Raw genomic sequence first — 26,177 nt, forward strand, 5'->3', positions numbered from 1 at the left:
GTGCGCGCTGGCAAAGGCAGGGCCGTCGGGCGTCACGTCTATTTCACTCTTGGTCTCGGGCAGCGCCGCAGGGGGCGGGGCGGCAGGCCGCCCCGATACCATCACTCCGCCGCGATGCGCTGTGCGCCGTTGAAATCGTCAAGGATCGCCTGCGCGCAGTCGCGCCCGTCTTTGATCGCCCAAACCACAAGGCTCGCCCCGCGCACGATGTCGCCCACGGCATAGACCCCGTCGAGCGCGGTCGCCCCGGTGACGTAATCGGCCTTGATCGTGCCCCAGCGGTTGACCGGCAGCTCCGGCTCGTTCCAAAGCGTCGGCAGGTCTTCGGGCTCAAAGCCGAGGGCCATAATCACCATGTCGGCTTCTTCGACATAGTCGGCGCCTTCGATCACCTCGGGCGACTGGCGGCCCGTCACGTCAGGCGCGCCGAGGCGCATCTTTTGCACCATCACGCCGGTCACCGGATCGCCGACGAAGCCCTTGGGCGCGCTCAGCCATTCAAAGATCACGCCTTCTTCTTCGGCGTTTTGCACTTCGCGCTGGCTGCCCGGCATATTGGCCCGGTCGCGGCGGTAGAGGCATTTGACGCTTTCCGCGCCCTGTCGGATCGAGGTGCGCACACAGTCCATCGCGGTGTCGCCGCCGCCGATCACGACAACCTTTTTGCCCGCAGCGTTCAGACGGCCGTTTTCGAATTCTTCGACCGTGTCGCCAAAGCTCTTGCGGTTGGAGGCGGTGAGGAAGTCGATCGCCCGTTCCACGCCGAATCCGCCCACACCGGGGGCTTCGATCTCACGGGTTTTATAGACGCCGGTCGCGATGATCACGGCATCATGCTTGCCCCGGATCGCGCCAAAGCTGATGTCGACACCGACATCGCAATTCAACTCAAAGGTCACGCCACCTTCGGCCAACTGCGCATTGCGGCGTTCAACCACGTCTTTCTCAAGCTTGAAGCCGGGAATGCCATAGGTCAGCAAGCCGCCGGCCCGGTCGTAGCGGTCATAGATGGTGACCTGCACGCCCGCGCGGCGCAGCATATCCGCTGCCGCCAGACCGCCCGGGCCCGCGCCGATGATGCCGACACTTTCGGGCCGCTCTTCGCGCGGGGCGGCGGGTTTGACCCAGCCCTGCTCCCAAGCGGTGTCGGTGATGTATTTCTCGATCGAGCCGATGGTGACGGTTCCATGGCCCGACTGTTCGATCACGCAGTTGCCTTCGCAGAGGCGGTCCTGCGGGCAGATACGGCCACAGATCTCGGGGAAGGTATTGGTCGCTTGGCTGATCTCATAGGCCTCTTGCAAACGCCCCTCGGCAGTCAGGCGCAGCCAGTCAGGGATGTTGTTGTGCAGAGGGCAATGGGTTTGGCAATAGGGCACGCCGCATTGGCTGCACCGGCTCGACTGCTCGGCCGCTTTGGCATCCGCATATTCGGCGTAAATTTCATCGAAATCCGTCCGGCGCAAATCGGGCGGGCGTTTTTCGGGCATATCCCGCGCAACGTCTGTAAATTTTAGCATGACCTGCTTCGCCATATACCCGTTCCTTCGACAAATTCCGTCAGAAGGCTCGTATACGAGAGCGCCAAAGTAAATAAAAGACAGCAATGCTGACCTATTTACCTCTTTCCGAGCAAATAGGAGGCTCGGCCATTATTTTTATACATCATTTAAGGTCCGATGCGGACCTACCCACTAAAACCCAGCCCAAAGTGCGAGGATAACCACCCCGCCCACAAGGATTCGCCACCACCCGAAAAGCGCATAGCCATAGCGGCTGATGTAATCGAGCACCCAACGCACCACGAAAACGGCAGAGATAAAGGCCATGGCGAAGCCCACGGCAATCTCGCCCATGGCCGAGGCATCCAGCACATCGCGGTTCTTGTAGATGTCATAGGCGAAAGCGCCCGCCATCGTCGGCATCGACAGAAAGAAGGAGAATTCCGCCGCCGCCCGTTTACTGGCGCCCAGCAACAGGGCGCCAACAATTGTCGCCCCCGAACGTGAGGTGCCCGGCACCATGGCGAGGCATTGGATCACGCCGATCTTGAAGGCCATCGAGAGCGGGAACTTAGTCGCGTCGGAATGGGTCGGCGCAGGAGCAATGCGGTCTACAACCAGCAGGACCACCCCGCCCAGTACCAACATGACAGCAATCAGCAAGGGCGTCTCGAAAAGGACTGTTTTGATGAAGTCATGCGCCAAAACGCCGATCACGACCGCTGGCAGAAAGGCCAGAAGCACGGACCAGATGAACCGCCGCGCCTGCGGATCATGCGGCGCGGCCGAGAAGACCGCCCAAAGCCGCGCGGAATAGACCGTCAGGATCGCCAGCACCGCGCCCAATTGGATCACGACCTCAAAGGTCCGTCCGGCGCTTTCGAAACCCAGAAAATGACCGGCCAGCAAAAGATGCCCGGTCGAAGATACGGGGATGAACTCTGTCAGCCCCTCCAGCAAACCCAGAAAGGCGGCGATCAGAGTGGTCGATTGTTCCATTATCCCTGCCGCAGGTTACGTGCCGATGCTTTGATGGCGTCATATTGCCCCGAGGGCCGGAACCGCCAGAGATAGTCGGGGAGCACCGCATCCATCGCGGTTGGGGTGATGCCAAGCTCGGCAAAGCCGCGCGCGTCTTCCGCTACGACATTGTCCTTGCGCAGGTTCTTGACCTGATCGCGGGTCAGCATCTTGTTGGTGAACAGCCCAAAGGTAGCCGTCTGCACCATATCGAACCCGAAGGCAACGATCTTGGCGAGGAACCACGGCATGTTGAGCACCAAACGACGGCAGTGAATCACCTTGAGCATGCGCTGCATCAACCCGCGGAAGGTATCCACATCGGGACCGCCGAGTTCATAGACGCCCGAAGCGACCTGCCCCTCCAGTGCTTTTTCCGCCGCCTTGGCCACGTCATCGACGAACACCGGCTGGAACCGGGTCGAGGCACCGGCGACCGACAGGATCGGGCCGGTGCGGGTCATGCCTGCAAAACGGTTAAAGAATTCATCCTCTGGCCCGAACATGATCGAGGGTCGCAGGATCACGGCATGGGGCATATGTTTGAGAATGGCCGCCTCGCCCTCGCCTTTGGTGCGGGCATAGTCGCTCTCGGCCTCCATATCCGCGCCGATGGCAGAGACATGCACGAAATGACCGATCCCTGCGGCGGCGGCCATGCGCGCGATACGCTCGGCCCCTTCGGATTGGACGGCGTCAAAGCTGTTCTTGCCGGTCTCGACCAGAATGCCAACGCAGTTCACCACCGCATCCGCGCCGCGCAGCGCGTCGGCCACGGAGCCATCGTTGCGGATGTTGCACAAAACAGGTTCGACCTGGCCGACCACACCATAGGTCCGCACAAAGAGCGCCTCGTTGGGATTGCGCACCGCCACCCGCACCCGCCAACCAGCTCTGGCCATGCGATACGCGATATAGCGTCCGACAAACCCCGAACCGCCATAAATCGTGACCAGCTTAGACATTCTGCCGCTCCTGTAGATAAATTCTCTGACAGGATGTACCCGCGCACCGCCCCTGTCACAAGGCCAAACCCCCGGTTGCAGCGCCTCGCGGGCAGGATTTTCCGATTTTCGTATAAATTGCGATTGACAGTCACCCGGCTGAGCCTTAGAGCACCCCACACGATACGTGCCCAGGTGGCGGAATGGTAGACGCGCTAGCTTCAGGTGCTAGTACTGGCAACGGTGTGGAGGTTCGAGTCCTCTCCTGGGCACCATATTCCCCGACAGATGATTGACTGTAGATCAGGCCTTAAACGGCCCAGACGCTACCCCCTCGGGGGCGCTGCGACCGCCGGTCACGCACGGCCCTATTGAACGCGGACACCCGCATTTTGCAGGCAAAGCTGTAGCCGCGCAGCAAGCTCGGCTAGGCTGAAAGGCTTTTTCAAACAATCGCTTGCCCCCGCCGCCAAAGCGCGGCGCAGCAGATTGGCGTCTTTCCGGGTGGAGATCATGACGACCGGGATGCCCCGATAGAACGGCAAGCCCCTGACATGGCTACAGAACTCAAGCCCATCCATCGCGGGCATCATGAAATCGGTGATGATGACATCCGTCGCGATCCGCTCCTGCGCCAGCGCGACCAGAGCTTGGGCGGGGCAGCCATAATCTGCCACGCATGAGAACCCGACCTCGGCGAGGGACGCTTGGATGAACTGTCGTGCGATTTCAGAATCGTCGATAACGATAGCATTCCAGTTCATCACGCCCCGCCTTACACTTTTAATCACGCCCCAAGGGCCACCCTAGTGGTGCGAGACTTAATATGACGTGAATGCTTAAATGCGTTTGCCGACGAACATCGCCGAGTCGGAACGCACGCAGGCGATCTCACCCCTTTGCCAGATAAGCTCCCCCTGTGCGGTCGCGTATTTGCCCATGCTGACGCAGGCGGTGATCGGGGTGATTTCGCTAACGGCTTGGGCGGCGTCGAAACTGTTGCTGAACTGAATGGACATGGCTTGTGCTCCTGAGTTGACTTGTCTCAACCTTCACACATCTCGCCGCGCAATGCCTGCTGGCGTCGGGATAAGCGCCCTATTCTTAGGTATAGAGCGCCCCTCCCTCGGGCTGCGGCTAATGCCTGTTCAGCAGCTTTTGGTACTTCGATACAAAGAGATGCGCGCCCTTCATCTTTTGCGTCACCCAATCGCCCGCGGTGAAGAGCATCAAAAAGCTATTGCCGCGCACCGGCCCCAAGGGCAGCAGAATCGGCGCCTCTGCCCCCCAAGGGCGATAGGTTTTCATATCCGCCAGCTTGCGGCCCGTGATCAGCCCGGTGAGGGTCTTTCTCAGCCATGGCAACTGCCGGCTGACCGCAACGATGGTCATATTGTCGCCGGGGTCCGCCACATCCCCCGCGGCAAAGACATTGGGCAGGGATGAGGGGCGCAGATAGCCATCAGTCTTGATCCGCTCCGCAGCGGTGACCTCGGCCCCGGGCAGGTTCTTCAACAATTCTGACGCGGCGCGCGCGCCCAAGACGGGGAAGATCAGATCGAATCTCCGCTCCGCCCCGCCGTCGAGGGTGAGGCTGCCCGCATGTGGCTCTGTCAGGGAGGCGAGCCCTTCGGCCTTCTTGCCAAGGATCAGCTCCACCCCGGCGCGTTTCAGCTTCCTGCTCAACGACGCGCCGAGGCTGTCGGGCTTTCCGGCAAAAAGCTTGTCGTCTTTGGTGATCAGGGTGATCTCTTTGTCGGGCATGGCATGGGCGATCTCACCGGCAAGCTCGACCCCGACGGCGCCCGCGCCGATGATGCCTACGGTCTTAGCCGCCAGCAGCTTCTCACGCGTCTCTTGGTTCGCGGCCCGCAGCCCGTCGATATCTGCGCCCTTGGGCTTGAACGGCGTCGCATAGTCCGAGCCGGTGGCGACGACGATGTAATCCGCCTCGACCCGCGTGCCGTCCTCCAGCGTGACACACTCGCCATCGACATCAGTCGCCCGCGCCGCGACAACGCGACCCCGCTTCAGCAACCGGTCATAGGGGATCAGCGATTCCTCAACCAAACTGGGCTGCACCACGGCGCGGATCATCGCGGAGGCATGTACGAAATGGCTGCGCGGCTCGATCAAGGTCACCTCGGCGATCTGGTCCATCGCCTTGGCCAGTTCGGCCCCCAGATAGCCGCCCCCTACGATTGCGATACGCTTGCCCATCGGTGCCTCTCCTTTTGATCGGTTTCGCCTGCCGGACAGTCTGCCCGCGTGGTCAGCTTTCTACATAGGTGCTCTATCACCGATTTCTCGCCGAACGTGGCGAAAGCCGCCGATCCTGCCATCACCGGGGGCTAAATGCCCATGCGATAAGCGCCGGGAAGGGCGCGATTCTCTTAAATGGTGCAACATATTGTTTAGAATCATCGCACCTGTTTAACTCCCCCCAGCGACAGGGAGAGCCGCGACACAATGAAAGACACCAAAGCAGAGACTTTTCTGCGTTTCGATAACGTCAAGAAGAGCTACGATCAGGAAAATCTCGTCGTCAAAGGCTTCGACATGGATGTGCAGGAGGGGGAGTTCATCACCCTTCTTGGCCCCTCGGGCTCGGGCAAAACCACCGTCTTAATGATGCTGGCGGGGTTTGAGAGTGTCACCTCGGGCGATATCGCGATCAATGGCCGGTCGATCAACAAGACCGCGCCGAACAAGCGCAACATCGGCATGGTGTTCCAGAACTACGCGCTGTTCCCGCATATGACCGTGGCCGAAAACCTCGCCTATCCGCTGAGCGTGCGCAAAATGTCCAAGGCGGATATCAAAGAGCGTGTGGCCGAGTATCTGTCGCTGGTCGAGCTTTCCGCCTTTGGCGACCGTCGCCCCGGGCAGCTTTCGGGCGGGCAACGGCAGCGCGTGGCGCTGGCCCGCGCGATGATCTTCCAGCCGACGCTCATTCTCATGGACGAACCTCTTGGCGCGCTCGACAAGAACCTGCGCGAGCAGATGCAGTTTGAGATCACCCGCCTGCACAAGCAGATCGGCTTTACCGTCATCTACGTCACTCACGACCAGACCGAAGCGCTGTCGATGTCCGACCGGATCGCCGTCTTCAACGACGGTGTGGTGCAGCAATGCGCCCCGCCCGCGGAATTGTACGAGCGCCCGGTGAATGCCTTCGTGGCCGAGTTCATCGGCGAGAACAACTTCGTGCAGGGCCGCGTCACCCGGATCGAAGGGCAGATCGCCAAAGTCGAGACCGATACCGGCACGATCACCACGCAAACCTCCGAAGGGCTGACCGAAGGCGCGCAATGCCGCGTCTCGATCCGTCCCGAGAAACTGTTCATTCACCCCACGACCCATGCCCATGACAACGCGCTAACGGCGACTTTCGTCACGCGCATCTATGTGGGCGATTTCATCCGCTATTATTTCCGCCTGCCGGACGGCACCGACATTATCGTCAAAGTGCTCAACGACCTGTCCGCGCCCGAGTTCGAAGAGGGCGCGACGGCGCAGCTGTTGTCCCTGACGAAAGACTGCATCGCCTTTGCCAATTAAGGGCGACCGGGGGCAAACCGGGGCCCCGCATAAAACCTGGACATGACAAGGAGAGACCGATGAAGAAGCATCTGAGTTATCTGGCCACCGCGGCGCTGATCGCCAGCCCCGCCTTGGCCGAGGATCTGACGGTGACGTCCTTTGGCGGGGCTTACGGCGCCGCGCAGATGGAGCATATGATCCAACCCTATATGGATAAATCCGGCACCAACATCCTGTTCGAAGACTACGGCGGCGGCGTGGCCGAGATGAAGGCGCAGGTCGAGGCGGGCAACATCCTGTGGGATGTCGTCGACATCGAGGTGATCGACCTCGAACGCGCCTGTGCCGAGGGCTATCTGGAAGTGATCGACCAATCGGTTCTGCCCGATGGCGACGATGGCACCCCGGCGGCGGATGACTTCATCGATGACGCGCTGGCCAATGAATGCGGCGTGGGCAATATCGTGTGGTCCGTCGTCTTTGCCGTAAACACCGAGAACGGCGAAGGCCCCAAAACCATCGAAGACTTCTTTGATACCGAGGCGTTCCCCGGCAAACGCGGTCTGCGCAAGCGGCCTCAGGTCAACATGGAATGGGCGCTGCTGGCCGATGGCGTCGCCCCGGAAGAGGTCTATGAGGTGTTGGCCACCGAAGAGGGGCAGAAACGCGCATTTGCCAAACTCGACACCATCAAGGACGACATCACTTGGTACGACAGCTGGTCTCAGGCCCCCGTTCTGCTGAACGACGGTGGGGCGACCATGGTGCAATCCGCCAATGGCCGCATCTTCGCCGCGATCAAGGATGATGGCGCCCCCTTCGAGATCGTCTGGGACAGCCACATCTATGACCTCGACGTTTGGGCCATCATGAAGGGCACCGAGAAGAAAGAAGAGGCGATGGAGTTCATCAAGTTCGCCACAGGCACCGTGCCGCTCTCGGGGATGCAGGACGTGGCCTATGGCCCGACCCGCGCCTCTGCCCAAGCGCTGCTGCCCGAGGACGTGAAACAAGACCTGCCCACCGCGCATCTTGACGAAGGCGTCAAAGCCGATGGCATCTTCTGGGCCGACTATGGCGAGACGTTGGGCGAGAAGTTCAACGAATGGCTGCTGCAATAAGCATCCCGCCCCGCGCCTGACCGGGCGCGGGGCACCCAACCCCTATAGATGAGTAACCGCGTGTCCAGCCTCACTTCCCAAGACGCCGCCAACGCCCGTCGCCAAATGCGCAGACGCCGCCTGCAGGCGTTTCTTTTCGTGGTGCCGCTGCTGCTCTTCATCCTTTTCGCCTTTGTCGCGCCGATCACCACGATGCTGTTCCGCAGCGTCTACAACCCCACCGTGGCCGAACTGGTGCCCGAAACGCTGGAGATGCTCGAAGACTGGGAGGGCGAAAGCCTGCCCGACACGGCGGTCATCACCCAAATGGCCATCGACATGAAGCGCATGGCAAACAACCGCACCTCCGGCAGGTTCGCCGATGAGATCAACCGCGCCCTGCCGGGCATGTCGAGCGTCATCAAATCCACCGCCCGGGGCCTGCGCCGCGTCGAGGATGCCGAGCTTGCCGCCAATGGCGCCGAGATGCTGCTGGAAAAGAACGACCGTTGGGCCAAACCCGCCACTTGGCGCGCGATCCGCAGCGCCGGGCAGGTCTATACGTCGAGCTACTACCTCACCGCTGTCGATATGGAATACGACTCCGAAGGGGACATCGTCCAACGCGACACACAGATCTACAAACAGCTCTACACAAAGACGCTGAAGATGGCGCTGATCATCACCGGGCTGACGATGCTGCTGGGCTATCCGCTGGCCTTCTACATGTCGCAGGCCAGCCCCGCGACGGCGAACTTCCTGATGGTCTTTGTCCTGCTGCCCTTCTGGACCTCGCTCTTGGTGCGCACCACCGCGTGGATCGCGCTGCTGCAAGCCGGGGGCGTGGTGAACTCCTCTCTGCTCTGGGCCGGGCTGATCAACGAGCCGATAGAGCTGCTCTACAACGAGTTCTCGACCATCCTCGCCATGACCCACATCCTGCTGCCCTTCATGGTGCTGCCGCTCTACGCGGTGATGCGCGGGATTGATTCGAGCTTCATGCGCGCGGCGATCTCGATGGGGTCGAACCCCATCGGCGCGTGGTACAAAATCTACCTGCCGATGAGCCTGCCGGGTCTCTCTGCGGGGGCGCTTTTGGTTTTCATCATCTCGGTCGGCTACTACATCACGCCTGCGCTGGTCGGCGGCACCGACGGGCAGATGATCTCGAACATCATCGCTTTCCACATGCAGGTCTCGAACAACTGGGAACTGGCGGCGGCGCTTGGCTCGCTCCTGCTAATCCTGATCCTCGTTCTCTACTGGCTGTTCGACCGTTTCGTCGGCACCGACAACCTCAAGCTGGGATGACACCATGAGCCCATTGCCCGACTATTACACGATCTGGCACAAGGCGGGCCACTACGGGCTGCGCGTCATGGCGGGTCTGGTGCTGATCTTCCTGATGCTGCCGATCCTCGTCATCATGCCGCTGTCGTTCAACGCCGAGCCCTTCTTTACCTTCACCCAAGGGATGCTCTCGCTCGATCCGGACGCCTATTCGACGCGCTGGTATCAGGAGATCGTCGATGATCAGAAATGGCGCATCGCGATCCGCAACTCCTTCGTCATCGGCATCGCGGCGGCCAGCATCGCCACCGTGCTGGGCACGCTGGCGGCGGTGGGCCTCGCCTCGCCTTGGATGCCATTCAAACGGGTGATCACGGCGTTGCTGCTGTCGCCCATGATTGTGCCGCTGATCATCATCGCGGCGGGGATGTTCTTTTTCTACACGCAGTTCAATCTCGTCGGCACCTTCACCGGGCTGATCATCGCCCATGCCGCGCTTGGCGTGCCCTTTGTCATCATCACCGTCACCGCCACGCTCAGCGGCTTTGACCGCTCGCTCTTTGTCGCAGGGCTGAGCCTTGGCGCCTCGCCGATCAAGGTGTTCTGGGACGTGGTGATTCCGCTCATCCGCCCCGGCGTTATTTCGGGCGGGCTTTTTGCCTTTGTCACGTCTTTCGATGAGGTGGTGCTGGTGCTCTTCCTCGCAGGGCCAGAGCAGCGCACGATTCCGCGGCAGATGTTCTCGGGTCTGCGCGAGCAGATCAACCCGACGATTCTGGCGGTGGCGACGCTGCTGGTGGTGCTCTCGGCGACGATGCTTTTTGTGCTGGAAGCCCTGCGCCGACGCTCGGCCCGGCTGCGCGGTCAGGAATAGGCAAAACCGCCCGGGGGGCGGCACCAAACACCTGATCCATAACCATTTAGGAGGGGGGGGTGAGTGGTGAGCCGTGATGGGTTCGAACCATCGACCTACTGATTAAAAGTCAGTTGCTCTACCAACTGAGCTAACGGCCCACTAGGCGGGTAACTAGAAATTACGGGCGGCAGGGTCAAGCCCTTAATTACGAAAATCTTGCGAGATGCTGGATTAGTTTTCATGCCGGGGTTATATGCGCCGAATGTACAGCGATCAGACCCCCGGTTTGCCCTTCATGAAGATGCATGGGCTTGGCAATGACTTCGTCGTGTTTGATGCACGCGCGGAAGGAATCGACGTGACCCCGGCGATGGCACAGGCCATCGGGCACCGGCAATTTGGCGTGGGATTCGATCAGCTTGCGGTGATCACGCGCGGGACGGGCGACGCGCATCTGACCTTTTACAACAGCGACGGCTCCCTTTCTGCCGCCTGCGGCAACGCCACCCGCTGCATCGCGCGCTATCTGATGGACGACACAGGCCGCGATTCGCTGCATCTGACTACAGCACGCGGCGATCTGGCAGCGAAAGACGCCGGGGGTGGCCTGACCTCGGTCAACATGGGCCACCCGCAGCTAAAGTGGGACGAGGTGCCGCTGGCGCGCGAGATGGACACGCTGCACCTGCCGATCGACGGCGATCCGACAGCGACCGGCATGGGCAACCCGCATTGCACCTTCTTCGTCGCGGATGCCGAGACCGTGAACCTCTCCGACCTCGGCCCCCGCGCCGAGCATGACCCGCTCTACCCTGAGCGCACCAACGTGCAGGTCGCGCAGATCGTCGGGCCGGACCATATCCGCATGCGCGTCTGGGAGCGTGGCGTCGGCGTAACGCTGGCCTCGGGTTCCTCCTCCTGCGCCACCGCCGTAGCCGCCGCGCGCCGGGGCCTCACGGGCCGCGCCGTGCGCATCGACCTCGACGGGGGCACGCTGCATATCGACTGGCGCGAGGATGGCGTCTGGATGACCGGACCGACGATGCATGTCTTTTCCGGCACCCTCACCCCCGCATTTCTGGAGAGCCTGACATGAGCGCCCCGATTTTCAGCACCATGGGCTGCCGCCTCAACGCCTATGAGACCGAGGCGATGAAGGAACTCGCCGAACAGGCGGGGCTGGAGAACGCCGTGGTCGTCAACACCTGCGCGGTCACGGCCGAGGCGGTCCGCAAGGCACGGCAGGACATCCGCAAGCTGCGTAAGGCGCATCCCGGGGCGCGGCTGATCGTGACCGGCTGCGCGGCCCAGACCGAGCCCGAGACCTTTAACGCCATGCCTGAGGTCGATGCCGTGATCGGCAACACCGAAAAGATGCAAGGCGCGACATGGCAGGGCATGGCCGCCGATTTCATCGGCGAGACCGAGACTGTGCAGGTCGACGACATCATGTCCGTGACCGAAACGGCGGGCCATTTGATCGACGGGTTCGGCACCCGCAGCCGGGCCTATGTGCAGGTGCAAAACGGCTGCGACCACCGCTGCACCTTCTGCATCATTCCTTACGGTCGCGGCAATTCCCGCTCGGTCCCCGCAGGGGTCGTGGTGGACCAAATCAAGCGGTTGGTGGACAAGGGTTTTAACGAGGTGGTGCTGACCGGGGTCGATCTGACCTCCTGGGGCGCTGACCTACCCGCCACACCGAAACTCGGCGATCTGGTGATGCGAATCTTGCGTCTGGTGCCCGATCTGCCGCGCTTGCGGATTTCCTCGATCGATTCGATTGAGGTGGATGAAAACCTGATGCAGGCCATCGCCACCGAGCCACGCCTGATGCCGCATCTGCACCTGTCGTTGCAGCATGGCGACGACATGATCCTCAAGCGCATGAAGCGCCGCCATCTACGCGACGACGCGATCCGTTTCGCCCAAGAGGCCCGCGCCCTGCGTCCCGACATGACCTTTGGTGCCGACATCATCGCCGGTTTCCCGACCGAGACCGAAGCGATGTTCGAAAACTCGATGAAACTGGTCGAGGAATGTGACCTGACATGGCTGCATGTCTTCCCCTATTCCGCCCGCCCCGGCACCCCCGCGGCGCGGATGCCCGCGGTGAACGGTGCTGCGATTAAAACCCGCGCGGCACGGCTGCGCGCGGCAGGAGAACGGCAAGTGCAACGGCATTTGGAGGCGCAAGTCGGACGCACGCACGATGTGCTGATGGAGAACCCTCACATGGGGCGCACGGCGCAGTTCACCGAGGTGAGTTTTGCCGCGTCACAGGTCGAGGGCGAGATCGTGCGGACCGAGATTACCGGGACTTCAGGCACGCAGCTGACCGCCTAGCGCGCAGGGCATCGCCCTCCCTGGGGGCGATGGAACGAGGCTGTGGTCGGAACGGCTGCCGTACTCGAAACAACGCCGCATCATGAAACCTCGCCAAATCGCCCTCCGGGGGGAAGGAGGGCGATGCCCGGTGTGCCACCGGGCGGACCCTGTTGAGAGGTTTTAGGCCAAATGGCCGCCACCATTACGCATGGCCAAAAAAGCAAAAGGGCGCCGGTTTCCCGACGCCCTTCTCATTTCCAAAAGCCGTGGCCCGATCAGCCGTCCTTGCGACGGTTCTTGACCGGTGCCCAGAGCTTTTTGTTGGTCAGGTACAGCAGCACCGACAACAGACCCAACAGCACGACCCCGGCAAAGCCAGCCTGCTTGCGCGCGCCCAGCTTGGGCTCGGCGGTCCACATCAGGAAGGCAGAGACATCTTCGGCCATGTGCTGCACGTCGTTGGCATGCTCATCCGCGAACTCGACCAGCTCATCCGACAACGGGGGCGCCATGGCGATCCAGCCGCCCGGGAAGACAGTGTTCTCATAAAGAACCGTGCCCGCTTGCTCTTTCTCTTCGCCTGTGTAGCCGGCCAGAAGTGCGGTGATATACTCCGGCCCGCCGATCCCTTTGAGGAACTGGTTGATGCCCAAACCGTAGGGGCCGTGGAACGCGGCGCGTTTCTTGGCCATCAGCGAGAGGTCAGGTGCGTTCGGCAGGTTGGAGCCGGGGAAGTGGTCAACCGGGGTGCCGGGGCGGGTGTCGTCCAGCTCGGCGTCATAGACGTCATAGCCTTTGGCGTATTCGATCACCTGCTCTTCGGGCATGTTCGGACCGGTTTCGTCCGACAATGTCCGCATCGCGACATACTCCAGACCGTGGCAGGCCGCGCAAACCTCGGTGTAGATCTGCAGACCGCGCTGGAGCTGGTTTACGTCGTAACCGCCGAACGGACCATCGAAAGAGAAATCGATGTTGTCGATATGCGGTGTGGCGTGGGAATCGTCACCCTGATCGTCGTCACCGGCGTGATCTTCAGCGGCAGTTTCCTCGCCGTGGTCTTCCGCTTCCATGACACCCACGTTGGGGTCATCACTATGCGCCTGACCGGCAACATCGTCTTCGGCGATCACTTCGTTTTCAGCGTTTTCCTCGGCTGTCGATTGCGCTTCGTCCGTGGCTTCGACTTCCTCGGCAGGCGCTTCTTCGGCGTCTTCGGCAGAAACCTCTTCGGGCGCTTCCTCGGTGGCAGCATCCTCAGTGGCGGTTTCTTCGGCCGGGGCCTCTTCCGCTACTGGTGCTTCCTCGGCAGGCGCCGTTTCAGCCGGAGCTTCTTCGGTTGTCGCCTCTTCAGTTGGTGCGTCATCAACCGGAGCCTCGGCAGCAGGTGCCTCTTCGGTTGCGGTGTCCTCAGCAGGGGCTGCCTCAACCGCGGGTTCGTCAGCCGGGGCCGCGTCGACCTCGGGTTCGGCTGCGGGCGCGTCAGTTTCAGCAGGTGCCTCTTCCGCCGCTGGCGCTTCAGCAGGCGCGGTTTCGGCTTCGGCCTCCGGCGTTTCCGCCGGAGTTGTTAGCAGTTCTTCTTCTGTCGCTGTGTCCTGCGCCAGCACCGCCGTCCCCGGCAGGGCAAGGCCCAGAGTTACCACGGCAGAAAGGAGGTTGGTCTTCATCATGGTCATGATCCTTATTCCGCCGGGTTCACAAGCGTCTTGGTGCCGCCTGCCTTCGGCGCGTAATGCGCGTCAAAGTCGGCTTCGATGGTTTCAGGCTGCGCCAGCGGCTTCTCGATCACGCCCAAGAGGGGCAGGATCACGAGGAAGTAGGCGAACCAATAGGCCGAAGCGATCAGTGAGAAGCTCGCATAGGGCTCTTCTGCGGGCATCGCACCCAGCCACATCAGGGCGAAGAAGTCGATCACCAGCAGAGCGAACCACCATTTGAACATCGGACGATACCGGCCCGAACGTACAGAGGATGTGTCCAGCCATGGCACCAGCGCCATCACGGCAATCGCACCGAACATCGCCAGCACGCCGAAGAACTTGGCGTCGATGATGCCACCGGTCACGAAGGACGCGATCTGCACAACCCAAACCTCAGAGGTGAAGGCCCGCAGGATCGCGTAGAAAGGCAGGAAGTACCATTCCGGCACGATGTGTGCAGGCGTCGCCAGAGCGTTGGCTTCGATGTAGTTGTCCGGGTGGCCCAGATAGTTCGGCATGAAGCCAACAACCGCGAAGAACAGCGTCAGGATCACGGCCAGCGCGAACAAGTCCTTGATCACGAAGTAGGGCCAGAACGGCAGCGTGTCTTTCTTGGCGTCTTCCTTCGAGGTGCGGCGCACTTCGACCCCGGTGGGGTTGTTATTGCCGGTCGTGTGGAAGGCCCAGATGTGGAGAACCACAAGGCCCGCAATTACGAAGGGCAGCAGATAGTGCAACGAGAAGAAGCGGTTCAGCGTCGCGTTATCAACGGCAGGTCCACCCAGCAGGAATGTCTGCAGTGTTTCACCGACGAAGGGCACCGCGCCAAAGAGGCCGGTAATCACGGTCGCGCCCCAGAAGGACATCTGACCCCAAGGCAGAACGTAGCCCATAAAGCCGGTGGCCATCATCAGCAGATAGATCAACATGCCGATGATCCATGTGATCTCACGCGGGGCTTTATAGGAGCCATAGTAGAGACCACGGAAAATATGCGCATAGACCGCGATAAAGAACAGCGACGCGCCGTTCATATGCAGATAGCGGATCATATAGCCGCCGTTCACGTTGCGCATGATGTGCTCAACCGACGAGAAGGCCAGATCGACATGCGGCGTGTAGTGCATCACCAGAACGATGCCGGTGATGATCTGCAGTGCCAGACAGAAAGTCAGCACGATGCCCCAGATCCACATCCAGTTCAGGTTCTTGGGCGTGGGGATCATCAATGTGTCGTACAACAGGCCAACGATGGGAAGGCGGCGGTGCAGCCACTTTTCGCCGTTCGAATTCGGCTCGTAATGGTCGTGAGGAATTCCAGACATCTCTCTTCCGCTCCCTTAACCCAGTTTGATCGTGGACTCGTCCACGAATTCGGCGACAGGCACCGGCAAGTTGCGCGGAGCCGGCCCTTTACGGATGCGGCCCGCGGTATCGTAGTGCGACCCGTGGCAGGGGCAGAACCAGCCGCCAAAGTCGCCAGCATCACCCAAGGGCACGCAGCCGAGGTGTGTGCAAACGCCCATCTGAACCAGCCACTCGCCGCTTTCGTCCAAGGCGCGGTTGGCATCCGTGGCGGGCACGTCGCCGCCCAGGTTGGCGTTCTGCGCGATGGGGTCAGGCAGGCTGGACACGTCAACAGCGCTTGCCTCTTCGATCTCGGCCTCGGTGCGGCGGCGAATGAACACCGGCTTGCCCAGCCATTTCACGGTCAGCTGCGTCCCGACTTCGACGCCGGACACATCCACACGAATGGACGACAGCGCCTTTACGTCGGCAGAGGGGTTCATCTGGTTGACCAGCGGCCAGACGGCGGCACCAACGGCGACGGCACCTGTACCGGCTGTCGCGTAATACAGGAAATCCCTCCGGGTGCCTGCGTGTTCTTCTGCTTGGGACACGGGTTTACTCCAATTCTTGGCCGACTTTGGCCGACAGACATAGGGGTGGCGTCACCTTGCCACCTGACTTCTCGCCGCTATCTACCGGGATGGACCGCGCCCGTCCAGATGTCAAAGCCGCGCATCTTGGATCAACCGCGCCACAACGCGGCAAAAATACCGCGATTGTGGCAATATCATTACGGCACGCTTACTGCGGCGGCGCGGTATGGGTCATCGCGGGGCGCGAATCAAAGGCATCGAACCATGCCGCCAGATCGGGGTTTCCAGCCCGCCAATCCCGCGCAGCATGGCGGAAATCGATATATCCCAAGGCACAGCCAAGCGCGATTTGCCCCATGTCCAAGGGCCCAGCCAAATGTGCAGCCCATTGATTGTTAAGCGTCTTACAGGCCCGGTCGACCTTGCCCCACTGGCCTTCGACCCATTCCGACATGCGTTTATCTTCGGGGCGCAGCTTGCCCTCATAGACCATGGCGAGCGCAGCATCGAGCATGCCATCCGCCGTGGCCTCCAGCGTCAAAGTGTCCCACCTGCTTGTGCCTTGGGGGTAAAGCCCCGCCCCGGCGCGGTCATCCAAATAGGCGCAGATCACCCGGCTGTCGTAAAGCGTGCAGCCGTCCGGCCGCTCCAGCGCAGGCACTTTGGTCAGTGGATTGCGTGCGGCAAAGCCTTCGGCAGGGGCCAGCGGCGTGCCCGAAGTCGGCTCTAGCGCGACATCATCAAGCTGACCCGTTTCATGCAGCAACACCATGACCTTGCGGACATAGGGTGAGGTTGGAGAATAAAATAGTTTCACGTGAAGTCCCCCCTTGGTTGCCCGCACTATTCAACGGGGCCGCGCCAGACGCAACGGGGATCACACCCCGCGCATCAGGGCCGCCATCACCGCCGGATCCGTACCGAACCCATGCGCCGCCATCTGCTCCGCCGCCGCGAGACGCACGGCCGCATCCTTGTTCTGTCCCAGCTTCCACGTGCCGTCGACCCCGGTGACGCGGAGCTGGCAAGGCACGATCATCCGCAGCATCTTGTCCCGCGCCTCGGGGGTCATCTTGTCCATCTTCCACGGGGTCTTTGGGGCCAGCCGCGCCTCATAGATCGCCGATTGCCGGGCCAACAGATCGGGCAGTTCCTCTGCAGGGCGAAGCTCTAGCCTGCCGGTCAGATGCACGGCCACATAGTTCCATGTCGGCACCTGATCCTCGATCCCGTACCAATCGGGCGAGACATAGCTGTCGGCCCCCGTTACGGCCAAACGCACCGGCTGCGGGGTTTTCAGCGCCCGCGCGATGGGGTTGGGGCGCACCAGATGCAACTCGGCCAAATCCCCGGCGTCGTTCAGGATGAAAGGCACATGCGCCATCAACGGCCCCTCTGCCCCGTTGATCGCCAGAACGCCAAAGCCGGTGTCACGAGCAAAGACAAGGTTCCGGTCGCGGCCCTCTTTGCGGTAGATCGGATTGGGGTGCATGGTGCCTCCTATGCGTTTCTTTTGGTATTGCAGAGCCTTGCGCAACTTGGCAACCTGACATCATTCTCAGGGCGGGGCGGAATTCCCCACCGGCGGTAAGCGGTCCCCGCAAGCCCGCGAGCGGCCTTTTCGAAGGTGTCAGCAGATCTGGTGCGACTCCAGAGCCGACGGTCACAGTCCGGATGAAAGAGAATGCGAACAAAGACGGGGGCGAAGCCTCGGTCGTTGCGCGTGATCGCCTTGGGTGGACGTGTCTGAACCTAAAGGAGATCACCATGACACAAGAACGTTCCGCCCGTTTCGCCTTTGTGCGTGCAAGCTGGCATGCGGATATCGTCGACCGCGCCTATGACGGGTTTACCGAAGTTATTGACGCCGCGCAGGTGGACAGCTTTGCCGTTCCCGGTGCCTTTGAACTGCCGCTCATGGCGCAGCGTCTGGCCAAGACGGGCCGCTACGACGCCGTGATCTGCGCGGCCTTCGTGGTGGATGGCGGCATTTACCGGCATGACTTCGTAGCGCAGACGGTGATCGATGGGCTGATGCGCGTGGGGCTGGACTGCGACCTGCCGGTGCTGTCGGTCTCGCTCACGCCGCACCACTATCAGGAAACGGATCATCACAACGCGATCTACCGCGATCATTTCGTCACCAAGGGGCGCGAGGCTGCGCAGGCCGCCCTTGGCATGACCCAAGCGCTGGAGAAGTTTTCTTCAAAAGAAAACGGCGCGGAAATTTCAAAAATTTCCGCCGCCTAGCCGAGATAGGCGCGCAGGGCCGGGGGCGGGTTGTCGAGCAATTCCGCCGCCGGTCCCGGCGCATGGGCGCGCCCGCCTTCGACAAAGATCACCTCATCCGCAATGCGGCGCACGTCATCGGGGGCATGGGTCACCATGATCAGCCCCGCGCCGGTCTCACGGGCGAGGTCTTGGACCAGATCCAGCATCTCGACCCGCAGCGCCGGGCCGAGCGCGGCGAAGGGTTCGTCCAACAGCACCCAAGGCCGCGCCTGCACCAGCACCCGCGCCAGCGCCACGCGGCTTTGCTGCCCGCCCGACAGCGCGCCCGGGCGTTTGGCGGCATGGGTGGCAAGCCCCACCCGCGCGAGGGCGGCATCGACCGCCTCCCGATCCGCTGCTTTCAGCCGCAAATCGGGGCGCAGGCCAAGGCCGACGTTCTGCCGCACGGTGAGATGCGGGAATAGGTTGTTGTCCTGAAACAGCATCGTCATGCCGCGCTGGCCGGGATGTTGATCCGTGATCTCCTCCCCCTCCCGCAACAACCGCCCCGCCGCCACCGGCACGAACCCACAGATTGCCGCCAGCAGGGTCGACTTGCCCGACCCGGAGGGGCCGATCACCGCGTAGTTGCGCCCCTGCGCCAGTGTCATATCGGCCGCGAGGGAGAACTCGCCCCGCTCAATGCGCATATCTTCAAGCGTCAGCATGCCAGCGCCCCCATTTGTCGCAGATGAAAAACACCGCCAGCGCCAAGACCAGCAAAAGCAGCGCTGCGCCCGCCGCGGCCTCCATCCGGTAGGCGCCCATCAGACGGTACATCTGCAAAGGCAGCGTCGCACGTTCCTGATCGGCGAAAAGCGCGATCACGCCGAGATCCCCCACCGAGAGCGCCCCCGTCAGCCCGGCGGCAAAACCAAGTTGCGGGCGCAGACGCGGCAGGACCAGCAGCCGCCACAGCGCCCAGCCTTTCATGCCGAGGGTCTGGGTCAGGGGGCCATAATCCTTCAAGGTCTCGCGCAGGCGCGGCACCAGAATGCGCAGCACGAAAGGCAGCGCCATCAGCGCGTTGACCAAGGCGGTGACCGGCAAGCTCAGCCGTGCCGGGTCCAGCACAGGGTTGATCAAGATGAACCACCCCGTGCCAATCATCAGCGGAGAGGCCGCAAGCCCCATCAGGCCAATCGCCTCCACCCCGCCGCGTCGCCGGGTGGCGATCCAGCCTGCCATCGGCAGCGCCAGCAGGGCCAGCACCGCCACGCTCAACCCCGCCACCAGAATGCTATTCCCGGAGGCCTGCCAGACCGAGGCAGGCAGTTGCGCGACCCCCGCCAGCCCGCGCAGCACCACGGCCCCCAGCGGCAGCAGCAAGAACAGCGCGGCGAGCGCGATCACCAGCCCGTCCAACGCTCGCTGCACGCCGCCCCGCGCATCCCAGCGGCGCAGGGGGCGGTCCAACCCGCCGCCCAAGCTGATCGGCGGGATCAGCCAAAGCGCTGCCACCGCCGCTGCGCCAGCCAGAACAAGCTGCACCACGGACAGAAGCGCGGCGCGCCCCAGATCAAAGTCAAACCGAAAGGCCTGATAGATCGCCAATTCAACCGTCGTCGCCCGCGGCCCACCGCCTAGCGTCAGCGCCACGGCGAAACTGGTCAGGCAAATCACAAAAATTAGCGCCGCCACACCGGGCAGCACCTGCCGCAGCATCGGCCATTCCAGCGCCAGAAACAGCGCCCGCGGCGTCATCTGGAGCTGCCCCGCGAGCCGAAACCGCTCGGACGGGATGCTCTGCCAGCCTTGCAGCAAAAGCCGCGTCGCAAGCGGCAGGTTGAAGAAGACATGCGCCAGAACCACGCCATGCAGCCCGTAGATTGACACCGGCGGCAGGCCAAGAGCCGCGCCAAACTGGTTCAGCACGCCCGAGCGGCCAAAGACGGTCAGCAGCCCCAGCACCGCCACGATCACCGGCAGAATGAAAGGCGCGCCCAGCAGCGTGATCAGCGCCCCACGCCCCCAGAACCGCCGCCGCGCCAAGGCCCGCGCCACCGGCACGGCCAGCAGCACCGAAAGCACCGCCGACCAGACCGCCTGCGTCGCGGTAAACCGCACCGCCGCCCAATCCGCCGGGCCAAGCCCTGCGCCCACATCGGCTGCCGCGAAAACGGCGACCAAAGCGGCAAGGATCAGCCCCGCCACCAGCGCGGCGGCGAAAAGCCCCGTCTTGCCGCTTAACGCGACAGCGCGGTCAGCCATTCGTCCAAAGCCTCCTCACGGAGCGCGGGGACCTCGCCGTTCGGTACCAACAGCGCCTTGCCGGGCTGGATCATGCCCTCGAACCCTGCGGGCAGACCGCCTTCGGGCGTCACGGCGGGATACATCCAGTTGGTCGTCGGCAGCACCGATTGCGCGGCATCAGAGACGAGGTATTGCAAGAACCGATCCGCCAGTTCCGGCTGATCCGACCCGGCGAGCTTCCCCGCCACTTCGATCTGCATGTAATGGCCCTCGTCGAACAGCGCCGCGGTCTTGCTGTCGTCCTCCTCCGCGATCAGGTGATAGGCCGGAGAGGTGGTGTAGCTCAGCACCATATCGGCTTCGCCTTCGAGGAAGAGTCCGTAGGCTTCGGACCACCCTTTGGTCACGGTCACGACGTTATCCGCCAGTCCTGCCCAAACCTCAGGTGCGTCGTCGCCGTATGCCGCTTTGACCCACATCAGCAGGCCCAAACCGGGCGTTGAGGAGCGCGGGTCTTGGATCACGATTTTCAGATCGCTTTCGGCCAGCGCTTTGAAATTACCGGGCGCGCCCAGATCGGTGCCGTGGACAAAGGCGAAGTAGCCCCAGTCATAGGGCACGAAGACCTCGTCTTCCCAAGTGATCGGCAGGTCATAGTCGGCCTGCAACCCGCTCGGCGCAAACAGATCGGTCTCTTTCGCGGCGGCGACAAGGCTGGTGTCCAGCCCCAGCACGATATCCGCGTCGGACCGTGCGCCTTCAAGCTTGAGCCGCGCCAGCAAGGCCGCACCGTCGCCCATGCCGACGAATTTCAGATCGCAGCCGCAGTGGGCCTCGAACCCCTCTTCGATGGCCGGGCCCGGCCCCCATTCGGTGACGAAACTGTCGTAGGTATAGACCGTCAGTTCAGGCGTCTCGGCCCATGCGGCCGATGCGCCCATGACGCCCGCAGCAAGTGTAAGATACTTCATCGCATCCTCCTTTTGCGGCGAAAGGTAAAAGGTGGATGTCTGTCCTGACCTTCCCTCCGCCGGTGTTAACCGGTTCAGGTTCAACGGGTCCGCACAGCATGCACATCTCAGCCCAAAGGCCCCCCGAGGTAGCGTCAGGGGTAGATCGGACCTGCACAATTGGCAAGGCAAATCCCCTTGAGGCAGGGCGCTGGCCCGGCTAAGGGTTTGACAACAGGAGGTCCGCCCATGTCGATCAACAGCTTTGGCCATCTTTACCGGGTCACTACATGGGGCGAGAGCCACGGGCCCGCCCTTGGGGCGACCATCGACGGCTGCCCCCCCGACGTGCCGATTGACGAGGGCATGATTCAACATTGGCTCGACAAGCGCAAACCGGGCCAGAACAAATACACCACTCAGCGGCGCGAAGCGGATGAAGTGCGGATCCTGTCGGGCACCTTCGAAGGGGTCACCACCGGCACGCCGATCCAGTTGATGATCGAGAACACCGATCAGCGTTCCAAAGACTACGGCGACATCAAGGACAAGTTCCGCCCCGGTCACGCCGACATCACCTATTTCCAAAAATACGGCATCCGCGACTATCGCGGGGGTGGCCGTTCCTCGGCCCGGGAAACCGCCGCGCGGGTGGCGGCGGGCGGTCTGGCGCGTGAGGCGATCAAGGCGCTGGCGCCGGAGCTTCAGATCACCGGCTACATGGTGCAGATGGGGCCGCATAAGATCGACCGCGATGCCTTTGACTGGGACCAGATCGACCAAAACCCCTTTTGGGTGCCGGATGCCAAAGCAGCGGCGGACTGGGCCGACTACCTCGACGGGCTGCGCAAATCGGGCAGCAGCGTCGGCGCGATCATCGAAGTGACGGCGCGCGGCGTGCCTGCGGGCCTCGGCGCGCCGGTCTATGGCAAGCTCGACACCGATCTGGCCGCCGCGATGATGAGCATCAATGCCGTCAAGGGCGTGGAGATCGGCGAGGGCATGTCGGCGGCGATGCTGACCGGCGAATTGAATGCCGATGAGATCACCATGGGACCCGATGGGCCGGAATATTCCTCGAACCACGCCGGCGGCATCTTGGGCGGGATCAGCACCGGGCAGGATGTGGTGCTGCGTTTCGCGGTGAAGCCGACCTCCAGCATCCTGACCACGCGGCGCACGATCACGAAACAGGGCGAAGAGACCGAGATCATCACCAAGGGCCGTCACGATCCCTGCGTCGGCATCCGCGCGGTGCCGGTGGGCGAGGCGATGATGGCCTGCGTGCTGCTGGATCACCTGCTGCTGCATCGCGGACAGATTGGCCAGAACCGCGGCATAATTGGCCCCGAGGCGTGAGGATCAAAGCATGAAAGTCGATGATTTCTCCGCCCGCCCCGCCCTTGGTGTCGGACTGAAAATCACGGCGATCCTGCTTTTCACCTGCATGTCCGCGATCATCAAATCGCTGGCCGACGAGGTTCCCGCCGGGGAGTCTGTCTTCTTCCGCTCCTTCTTTGCCATTCCAGTGATCCTGATCTGGCTGGCACAGCGCGGCAAATTGAAGAGCGGGCTAAAGACGCAAAACCCGATGGGCCATGTCTGGCGCGGGCTGTTCGGCACCACGGCGATGGGGCTGACCTTTACCGGCCTCGGCCTGCTGCCCCTGCCCGAGGTCACGGCCATCGGTTTTGCCACACCGATTTTCACCGTCATCCTCGCCGCCGTGTTGCTGGGCGAGAAAATCCGCCTGATCCGCGTGAGTGCTGTGGCGATCGGGTTGGTGGGGGTGATGATCATCCTCTGGCCGCGTTTCACCAGCATCGGCACGATGGAGCAGACAGCCACCATCGGCGCGTTGCTGATCCTGATGGCGACGATGGTGCGCAGCCTCGTGCAGATCCACATTCGCCAATTGGTACAGAACGAAGACACCGCCGCAATCGTCTTTTACTTCTCCTGCACTGCCTCCCTGCTGGCGCTTTGCACCCTGCCCTTCGGCTGGGTCATCCCCGATCTGCAAACCTTTGGCCTGCTGGTCCTCGCCGGGTTGATCGGCGGGGTGGCGCAAATCCTGATTACCTCGGCCTATCGCTTCGGCTCGGCCTCGATGCTGGCGCCCTATGACTACTCCTCGATGCTTTTCGCCATTTTGCTGGGCTATGTCTTCTTTGCCGAACTGCCCACGATGATGATGCTGGCGGGCGCGGCGTTGGTGATCAGCGCGGGCGCGCTGGTGATCTGGCGCGAGCGGCAGTTGGGGATGGAGCGTGGCAAGGCGCGATCTGTCACCGATCCCAAAGCGTGATCGAATGCGGGCTTTCGCCCGGCCCGGCCTCTCCCTATGGTGCCCCGAAACCGGATAGAGGAGATGACCGATGAGCGACGCGGATCCGAAAGATCACAAGGAAAAGATGCAGCAGCGTCAGGCCGAACAGCGCGCCAAGGTGGCCGAGTTGCAAGACCCGGACAAGGGTCTGGTGCTGGTCCATACCGGCCCGGGCAAGGGCAAATCCTCTTCCGCCTTCGGCGTCGTGGTACGCGCGCTTGGCTGGAAGCAGCGCGTCGGCGTGGTGCAGTTCATCAAGGGCAAATGGAAAACCGGCGAACGATTGTTCTTTGAACGGTTGGACGAGGTGACATGGCACACGATGGGCGAAGGCTTCACTTGGGACACCCAAGACCGCAACCGCGACATCGCCGCCGCCGAGGCCGCATTCGGCAAGGCGCGCGAGATGATGGAGAGCGGCGACTATGACCTTGTGGTGATGGATGAGATCAACATCGCCATCCGCTACGAATACCTCAAAATCGAAGACGTGATCGCCGGGCTTGACGCCCGCGACAAGCGCACCGCCGTGGTGCTGACAGGCCGCGACGCCCGGCCCGAGCTTTGCGACTATGCCGATCTGGTAACTGAAATGTCCGAGGTTAAACACCCGTTCAAAGCGGGCATCAAAGCACAGCGCGGCGTCGACTACTGAAACGAAAAGGATCGCCCGCTTCCGGGCGATCCTCTGGCTGTGCCATGCAGAGGGCGCTTAGATCGCCGCGCCCTTGGGGTCGAGCGTAACCGAGTAGAGCTCGGTATCGGCGCGGTCCATCAGGCGCACTTTCATCTGCTGGGTCTTGGCGTCGATATCGACCAAGCCAAAGAATTGCAGACCGGCGGAGGGCGGCAGGTTCACCTGCCCTTCTTCGGGCGCTTTGACGTATTTCAACTCGGGGCCAAAGGTGCCGTCCAATTCGTTCGGGCCGAAGGTGCCGGCGTGCAGCGGGCCCGAGACAAACTCCCAGAACGGGTCAAAGTCCTGAAACTGCGCTTTGTCGGGGTTGTAGTAATGCGCGGCGGTGTAATGCACATCCGCCGTGAACCAGACCACGTTGTCGACCTGCGCGGTCTTGATGAAACGCAGCAGCCCCGCGATCTCTTGCTCGCGGCCCTTGGCGGCACCATTGTCGCCATTGGCGACCGCCTCGGCCCCGCCGCCGACGACCAGACCGATGGGCATGTCGCAGGCGATGATCTTCCATGTGGCCGCCGAATTGGTCAGCTCGCGCTTGAGCCATGCCATCTGCTCGGCCCCGAGGATATCGGTGGCCTGCGACATCTCGGTCTGCATGTTCTCGCTGTTCGGCCCCCGGTAGCTGCGCAGGTCGAGGAAGAAGACATCCAGCATCGGACCGTAGTTGATCTTGCGGTAGACCCGGCCCGGCTCGGCGGGGGTGATGCGCAGCGGGGTCATCTCATGGAAGGCCTGCGAAGCGCGGGCGGCGAGGACATGGATCGACTTCTCGCTATAGCGGTCGTCTTCCATCAGGCTGCGCGAGGAGGACCAGTTGTTCACGACTTCATGGTCGTCCCACTGCATGAAGGTCGGCACATGGGCGTTCATCTCGCGCACATGGGCGTCCATCAGGTTGTATTTCCACTGACCGCGGTATTCGTCCAGCGTCTCAGCCACCTTGCGTTTCTCGTCGATGATGGTGGTGTTCTTCCACATCGTGCCATCGTCAAGCTGGACCTCATCCTCAAGCGGGCCATCGGCATAGATGGTGTCACCGGAATGCAGGAAGAAGTCGGGGCGGTGTTTGGCCATGGTCGCATAGGTGCGCATGCCCTCATCGTCGATGCCCCAGCCCTGACCGGCGGTGTCACCGGACCAAGCAAAGCGCACGTCGCGGCGCGCGGTGGGCGCGGTGCGGAACTGGCCGATGATCGGCTCGGAGGTGGCGTTGATGTCGCTCAGATCGGCGGCGGTGAAGCGGTAAAAGATATCCTGATCCGAGGGCAGCCCTTCGACCAGACGTTTCACCGCCAGATCGTGGTTCGGCAGGGCGTTCATCGGCGCAAGCTGGCGCGCGTTGGCAAAGCTTTCGGTGGTGGAGATTTCGACCTTCACCCGCGCCGGGCGGTCGGTCCGGGTCCAGATCATGCCGGACTGCGTGTCGACATCGCCCGATTGCACCCCATGGGTAAACATCGGGCGCGAGGCCGCACGGCTAAGGCTGGGCATGGCAAGGCTTGCGGCAAAGGCGGTGGAGCCCGCCAGCACAGCGCGACGGGTCGGGCGGATCAGTTTGGTCATCGTGAGCT

General features: G+C 62.3%; 25 protein-coding genes, 2 tRNA genes and 2 riboswitches. Of the genes, 11 read left to right on the forward strand and 16 right to left on the reverse strand.

Translation table 11 applies throughout. The features are described 5' to 3' along the window. Window positions 1-101 precede the first annotated feature (101 nt). The 3 genes from ACGYLO_RS01140 to ACGYLO_RS01150 all read right to left on the reverse strand — a co-directional run bounded on the left by ACGYLO_RS01140 (window position 102) and on the right by ACGYLO_RS01150 (window position 3,487). The gene (locus tag ACGYLO_RS01140; RefSeq protein WP_271688733.1) at window positions 102-1,535 is read right to left on the reverse strand and encodes an NAD(P)-dependent oxidoreductase; all 1,434 of its coding nucleotides are present in this window, start codon (window positions 1,533-1,535) and stop codon (window positions 102-104) included. 159 nt (window positions 1,536-1,694) lie between these two features. Beyond that, window positions 1,695-2,501 (reverse strand): undecaprenyl-diphosphate phosphatase, encoded by an 807-nt coding sequence (locus ACGYLO_RS01145; RefSeq protein ID WP_271688732.1) that lies wholly within the window; start codon window positions 2,499-2,501, stop codon window positions 1,695-1,697. Continuing rightward, entirely contained in the window at window positions 2,501-3,487 is a 987-nt protein-coding gene (locus tag ACGYLO_RS01150) for a complex I NDUFA9 subunit family protein (protein ID WP_394376337.1), read from the reverse strand. The genes ACGYLO_RS01145 and ACGYLO_RS01150 overlap by 1 nt, the downstream gene beginning before the upstream one ends. A gap of 168 nt (window positions 3,488-3,655) precedes the next feature. Here ACGYLO_RS01150 and ACGYLO_RS01155 point away from each other — a divergent pair. Further along, window positions 3,656-3,741: transfer RNA gene (locus tag ACGYLO_RS01155), tRNA-Leu, on the forward strand. A gap of 93 nt (window positions 3,742-3,834) precedes the next feature. On the opposite strand, the gene ACGYLO_RS01160 is transcribed toward ACGYLO_RS01155, so the two are convergent. From ACGYLO_RS01160 to ACGYLO_RS01170, 3 genes are all read right to left on the reverse strand, one after another. Beyond that, window positions 3,835-4,230, reverse strand: coding sequence for a PleD family two-component system response regulator (locus ACGYLO_RS01160; protein WP_271688730.1), 396 nt, complete (start codon window positions 4,228-4,230; stop codon window positions 3,835-3,837). 75 nt (window positions 4,231-4,305) lie between these two features. Beyond that, a complete protein-coding gene (locus tag ACGYLO_RS01165) occupies window positions 4,306-4,485 on the reverse strand; it encodes a hypothetical protein (protein ID WP_067265753.1) in 180 nt (59 codons plus the stop codon). Window positions 4,486-4,603: 118 nt separating this feature from the next. Further along, window positions 4,604-5,686, reverse strand: a complete 1,083-nt coding sequence (locus tag ACGYLO_RS01170) for an NAD(P)/FAD-dependent oxidoreductase (protein ID WP_271688729.1) — start codon at window positions 5,684-5,686, stop codon at window positions 4,604-4,606. A gap of 249 nt (window positions 5,687-5,935) precedes the next feature. Between ACGYLO_RS01170 and ACGYLO_RS01175 the strand changes: the two genes are divergently transcribed. Genes ACGYLO_RS01175 through ACGYLO_RS01190 form a run of 4 tightly spaced genes read left to right on the forward strand, consistent with a single transcriptional unit; the run spans window position 5,936 to window position 10,273 of the window. Then, window positions 5,936-7,027, forward strand: coding sequence for an ABC transporter ATP-binding protein (locus ACGYLO_RS01175; protein WP_271688728.1), 1,092 nt, complete (start codon window positions 5,936-5,938; stop codon window positions 7,025-7,027). Between the two features lie 59 nt (window positions 7,028-7,086). Continuing rightward, window positions 7,087-8,130, forward strand: coding sequence for an ABC transporter substrate-binding protein (locus tag ACGYLO_RS01180; RefSeq protein ID WP_067265759.1), 1,044 nt, complete (start codon window positions 7,087-7,089; stop codon window positions 8,128-8,130). A 60-nt stretch (window positions 8,131-8,190) separates the two neighbouring features. Next, complete coding sequence (locus ACGYLO_RS01185; protein ID WP_271688727.1) at window positions 8,191-9,420, forward strand: ABC transporter permease; 1,230 nt, start codon at window positions 8,191-8,193, stop codon at window positions 9,418-9,420. 4 nt (window positions 9,421-9,424) lie between these two features. Beyond that, a complete protein-coding gene (locus tag ACGYLO_RS01190) occupies window positions 9,425-10,273 on the forward strand; it encodes an ABC transporter permease (protein ID WP_271688726.1) in 849 nt (282 codons plus the stop codon). Window positions 10,274-10,337: 64 nt separating this feature from the next. Here the strand turns inward: ACGYLO_RS01190 and ACGYLO_RS01195 are convergent. Beyond that, a tRNA-Lys gene (locus ACGYLO_RS01195) sits at window positions 10,338-10,413 on the reverse strand. Window positions 10,414-10,517: 104 nt separating this feature from the next. On the opposite strand from ACGYLO_RS01195, the gene dapF reads away from it, so the two are divergent. Both dapF and mtaB read left to right on the forward strand, forming a co-directional pair. Beyond that, window positions 10,518-11,351, forward strand: coding sequence for a diaminopimelate epimerase (gene dapF / locus ACGYLO_RS01200; protein ID WP_271689908.1), 834 nt, complete (start codon window positions 10,518-10,520; stop codon window positions 11,349-11,351). Then, window positions 11,348-12,601 carry a tRNA (N(6)-L-threonylcarbamoyladenosine(37)-C(2))-methylthiotransferase MtaB gene (mtaB, locus tag ACGYLO_RS01205; RefSeq protein ID WP_271688725.1) on the forward strand — a complete coding sequence of 418 codons (1,254 nt, stop codon included), beginning with the start codon at window positions 11,348-11,350 and terminating at the stop codon, window positions 12,599-12,601. The genes dapF and mtaB overlap by 4 nt, the downstream gene beginning before the upstream one ends. A 257-nt stretch (window positions 12,602-12,858) precedes the next feature. Here mtaB and ACGYLO_RS01210 read toward each other — a convergent pair whose 3' ends face one another. The 5 genes from ACGYLO_RS01210 to ACGYLO_RS01230 form a co-directional block, all read right to left on the reverse strand. Beyond that, a complete protein-coding gene (locus ACGYLO_RS01210) occupies window positions 12,859-14,253 on the reverse strand; it encodes a cytochrome c1 (RefSeq protein ID WP_271688724.1) in 1,395 nt (464 codons plus the stop codon). An 11-nt stretch (window positions 14,254-14,264) separates the two neighbouring features. Then, window positions 14,265-15,608 (reverse strand): cytochrome b, encoded by a 1,344-nt coding sequence (petB, locus tag ACGYLO_RS01215; protein ID WP_067265773.1) that lies wholly within the window; start codon window positions 15,606-15,608, stop codon window positions 14,265-14,267. A gap of 15 nt (window positions 15,609-15,623) precedes the next feature. Further along, entirely contained in the window at window positions 15,624-16,184 is a 561-nt protein-coding gene (gene petA, locus ACGYLO_RS01220; protein WP_271688723.1) for a ubiquinol-cytochrome c reductase iron-sulfur subunit, read from the reverse strand. 190 nt (window positions 16,185-16,374) lie between these two features. Further along, on the reverse strand, window positions 16,375-16,983 hold the full coding sequence (locus tag ACGYLO_RS01225) for a glutathione S-transferase (RefSeq protein WP_271688722.1): 609 nt from the start codon (window positions 16,981-16,983) through the stop codon (window positions 16,375-16,377). A 60-nt stretch (window positions 16,984-17,043) separates the two neighbouring features. Continuing rightward, window positions 17,044-17,658, reverse strand: coding sequence for an FMN-binding negative transcriptional regulator (locus ACGYLO_RS01230; protein WP_271688721.1), 615 nt, complete (start codon window positions 17,656-17,658; stop codon window positions 17,044-17,046). Window positions 17,659-17,716: 58 nt separating this feature from the next. Next, window positions 17,717-17,856: riboswitch (FMN riboswitch) on the forward strand. Between the two features lie 77 nt (window positions 17,857-17,933). Between ACGYLO_RS01230 and ACGYLO_RS01235 the strand changes: the two genes are divergently transcribed. Beyond that, window positions 17,934-18,416, forward strand: coding sequence for a 6,7-dimethyl-8-ribityllumazine synthase (locus ACGYLO_RS01235; protein ID WP_394376338.1), 483 nt, complete (start codon window positions 17,934-17,936; stop codon window positions 18,414-18,416). Here the strand turns inward: ACGYLO_RS01235 and ACGYLO_RS01240 are convergent. The 3 genes from ACGYLO_RS01240 to thiB are packed head-to-tail and all read right to left on the reverse strand — an operon-like array spanning window position 18,413 to window position 21,601. Continuing rightward, entirely contained in the window at window positions 18,413-19,105 is a 693-nt protein-coding gene (locus ACGYLO_RS01240; RefSeq protein WP_271688719.1) for an ATP-binding cassette domain-containing protein, read from the reverse strand. The genes ACGYLO_RS01235 and ACGYLO_RS01240 overlap by 4 nt on opposite strands. Continuing rightward, window positions 19,092-20,648: a thiamine/thiamine pyrophosphate ABC transporter permease ThiP gene (locus ACGYLO_RS01245; RefSeq protein WP_276154361.1), complete on the reverse strand. Its 1,557-nt coding sequence runs from the start codon at window positions 20,646-20,648 to the stop codon at window positions 19,092-19,094. Before ACGYLO_RS01245 ends, ACGYLO_RS01240 begins: the two co-directional genes overlap by 14 nt. After that, a complete protein-coding gene (gene thiB / locus ACGYLO_RS01250; RefSeq protein ID WP_271688717.1) occupies window positions 20,624-21,601 on the reverse strand; it encodes a thiamine ABC transporter substrate binding subunit in 978 nt (325 codons plus the stop codon). Before thiB ends, ACGYLO_RS01245 begins: the two co-directional genes overlap by 25 nt. A gap of 34 nt (window positions 21,602-21,635) precedes the next feature. Next, a riboswitch (TPP riboswitch) is annotated at window positions 21,636-21,737 on the reverse strand. A gap of 92 nt (window positions 21,738-21,829) precedes the next feature. Here thiB and aroC point away from each other — a divergent pair. From aroC to cobO, 3 genes are all read left to right on the forward strand, one after another. Next, the gene (gene aroC, locus ACGYLO_RS01255; RefSeq protein WP_271688716.1) at window positions 21,830-22,939 is read left to right on the forward strand and encodes a chorismate synthase; all 1,110 of its coding nucleotides are present in this window, start codon (window positions 21,830-21,832) and stop codon (window positions 22,937-22,939) included. Between the two features lie 10 nt (window positions 22,940-22,949). Next, entirely contained in the window at window positions 22,950-23,888 is a 939-nt protein-coding gene (locus ACGYLO_RS01260; protein ID WP_271688715.1) for a DMT family transporter, read from the forward strand. 70 nt (window positions 23,889-23,958) lie between these two features. Next, the gene (gene cobO, locus ACGYLO_RS01265; RefSeq protein WP_067265789.1) at window positions 23,959-24,564 is read left to right on the forward strand and encodes a cob(I)yrinic acid a,c-diamide adenosyltransferase; all 606 of its coding nucleotides are present in this window, start codon (window positions 23,959-23,961) and stop codon (window positions 24,562-24,564) included. 57 nt (window positions 24,565-24,621) lie between these two features. Here the strand turns inward: cobO and ACGYLO_RS01270 are convergent, their stop codons facing one another. Beyond that, window positions 24,622-26,169: an alkaline phosphatase gene (locus ACGYLO_RS01270; protein ID WP_271688714.1), complete on the reverse strand. Its 1,548-nt coding sequence runs from the start codon at window positions 26,167-26,169 to the stop codon at window positions 24,622-24,624. Window positions 26,170-26,177 lie beyond the last annotated feature (8 nt).

Origin of the sequence: Sulfitobacter sp. 1A13353 (assembly GCF_043557255.1) — a bacterium.
Lineage (GTDB): Bacteria > Pseudomonadota > Alphaproteobacteria > Rhodobacterales > Rhodobacteraceae > Sulfitobacter > Sulfitobacter faviae.

What these genes read in the sequence shown, in the direction of transcription:
- ACGYLO_RS01165 (WP_067265753.1), bottom strand. Translation starts at nt 4,485, where the DNA reads ATGTCCATTCAGTTCAGCAACAGTTTCGACGCCGCCCAAGCCGTTAGC.
- ACGYLO_RS01210 (WP_271688724.1), bottom strand. Translation starts at nt 14,253, where the DNA reads ATGATGAAGACCAACCTCCTTTCTGCCGTGGTAACTCTGGGCCTTGCC.
- petB (WP_067265773.1), bottom strand. Translation starts at nt 15,608, where the DNA reads ATGTCTGGAATTCCTCACGACCATTACGAGCCGAATTCGAACGGCGAA.
- ACGYLO_RS01170 (WP_271688729.1), bottom strand. Translation starts at nt 5,686, where the DNA reads ATGGGCAAGCGTATCGCAATCGTAGGGGGCGGCTATCTGGGGGCCGAA.
- ACGYLO_RS01175 (WP_271688728.1), top strand. Translation starts at nt 5,936, where the DNA reads ATGAAAGACACCAAAGCAGAGACTTTTCTGCGTTTCGATAACGTCAAG.
- ACGYLO_RS01190 (WP_271688726.1), top strand. Translation starts at nt 9,425, where the DNA reads ATGAGCCCATTGCCCGACTATTACACGATCTGGCACAAGGCGGGCCAC.
- dapF (WP_271689908.1), top strand. Translation starts at nt 10,518, where the DNA reads ATGTACAGCGATCAGACCCCCGGTTTGCCCTTCATGAAGATGCATGGG.
- ACGYLO_RS01235 (WP_394376338.1), top strand. Translation starts at nt 17,934, where the DNA reads ATGACACAAGAACGTTCCGCCCGTTTCGCCTTTGTGCGTGCAAGCTGG.
- aroC (WP_271688716.1), top strand. Translation starts at nt 21,830, where the DNA reads ATGTCGATCAACAGCTTTGGCCATCTTTACCGGGTCACTACATGGGGC.
- ACGYLO_RS01240 (WP_271688719.1), bottom strand. Translation starts at nt 19,105, where the DNA reads ATGCTGACGCTTGAAGATATGCGCATTGAGCGGGGCGAGTTCTCCCTC.
- ACGYLO_RS01245 (WP_276154361.1), bottom strand. Translation starts at nt 20,648, where the DNA reads ATGGCTGACCGCGCTGTCGCGTTAAGCGGCAAGACGGGGCTTTTCGCC.
- ACGYLO_RS01160 (WP_271688730.1), bottom strand. Translation starts at nt 4,230, where the DNA reads ATGAACTGGAATGCTATCGTTATCGACGATTCTGAAATCGCACGACAG.
- thiB (WP_271688717.1), bottom strand. Translation starts at nt 21,601, where the DNA reads ATGAAGTATCTTACACTTGCTGCGGGCGTCATGGGCGCATCGGCCGCA.
- ACGYLO_RS01180 (WP_067265759.1), top strand. Translation starts at nt 7,087, where the DNA reads ATGAAGAAGCATCTGAGTTATCTGGCCACCGCGGCGCTGATCGCCAGC.
- cobO (WP_067265789.1), top strand. Translation starts at nt 23,959, where the DNA reads ATGAGCGACGCGGATCCGAAAGATCACAAGGAAAAGATGCAGCAGCGT.
- ACGYLO_RS01140 (WP_271688733.1), bottom strand. Translation starts at nt 1,535, where the DNA reads ATGGCGAAGCAGGTCATGCTAAAATTTACAGACGTTGCGCGGGATATG.
- ACGYLO_RS01230 (WP_271688721.1), bottom strand. Translation starts at nt 17,658, where the DNA reads ATGCACCCCAATCCGATCTACCGCAAAGAGGGCCGCGACCGGAACCTT.
- mtaB (WP_271688725.1), top strand. Translation starts at nt 11,348, where the DNA reads ATGAGCGCCCCGATTTTCAGCACCATGGGCTGCCGCCTCAACGCCTAT.
- ACGYLO_RS01150 (WP_394376337.1), bottom strand. Translation starts at nt 3,487, where the DNA reads ATGTCTAAGCTGGTCACGATTTATGGCGGTTCGGGGTTTGTCGGACGC.
- ACGYLO_RS01270 (WP_271688714.1), bottom strand. Translation starts at nt 26,169, where the DNA reads ATGACCAAACTGATCCGCCCGACCCGTCGCGCTGTGCTGGCGGGCTCC.
- ACGYLO_RS01260 (WP_271688715.1), top strand. Translation starts at nt 22,950, where the DNA reads ATGAAAGTCGATGATTTCTCCGCCCGCCCCGCCCTTGGTGTCGGACTG.
- ACGYLO_RS01145 (WP_271688732.1), bottom strand. Translation starts at nt 2,501, where the DNA reads ATGGAACAATCGACCACTCTGATCGCCGCCTTTCTGGGTTTGCTGGAG.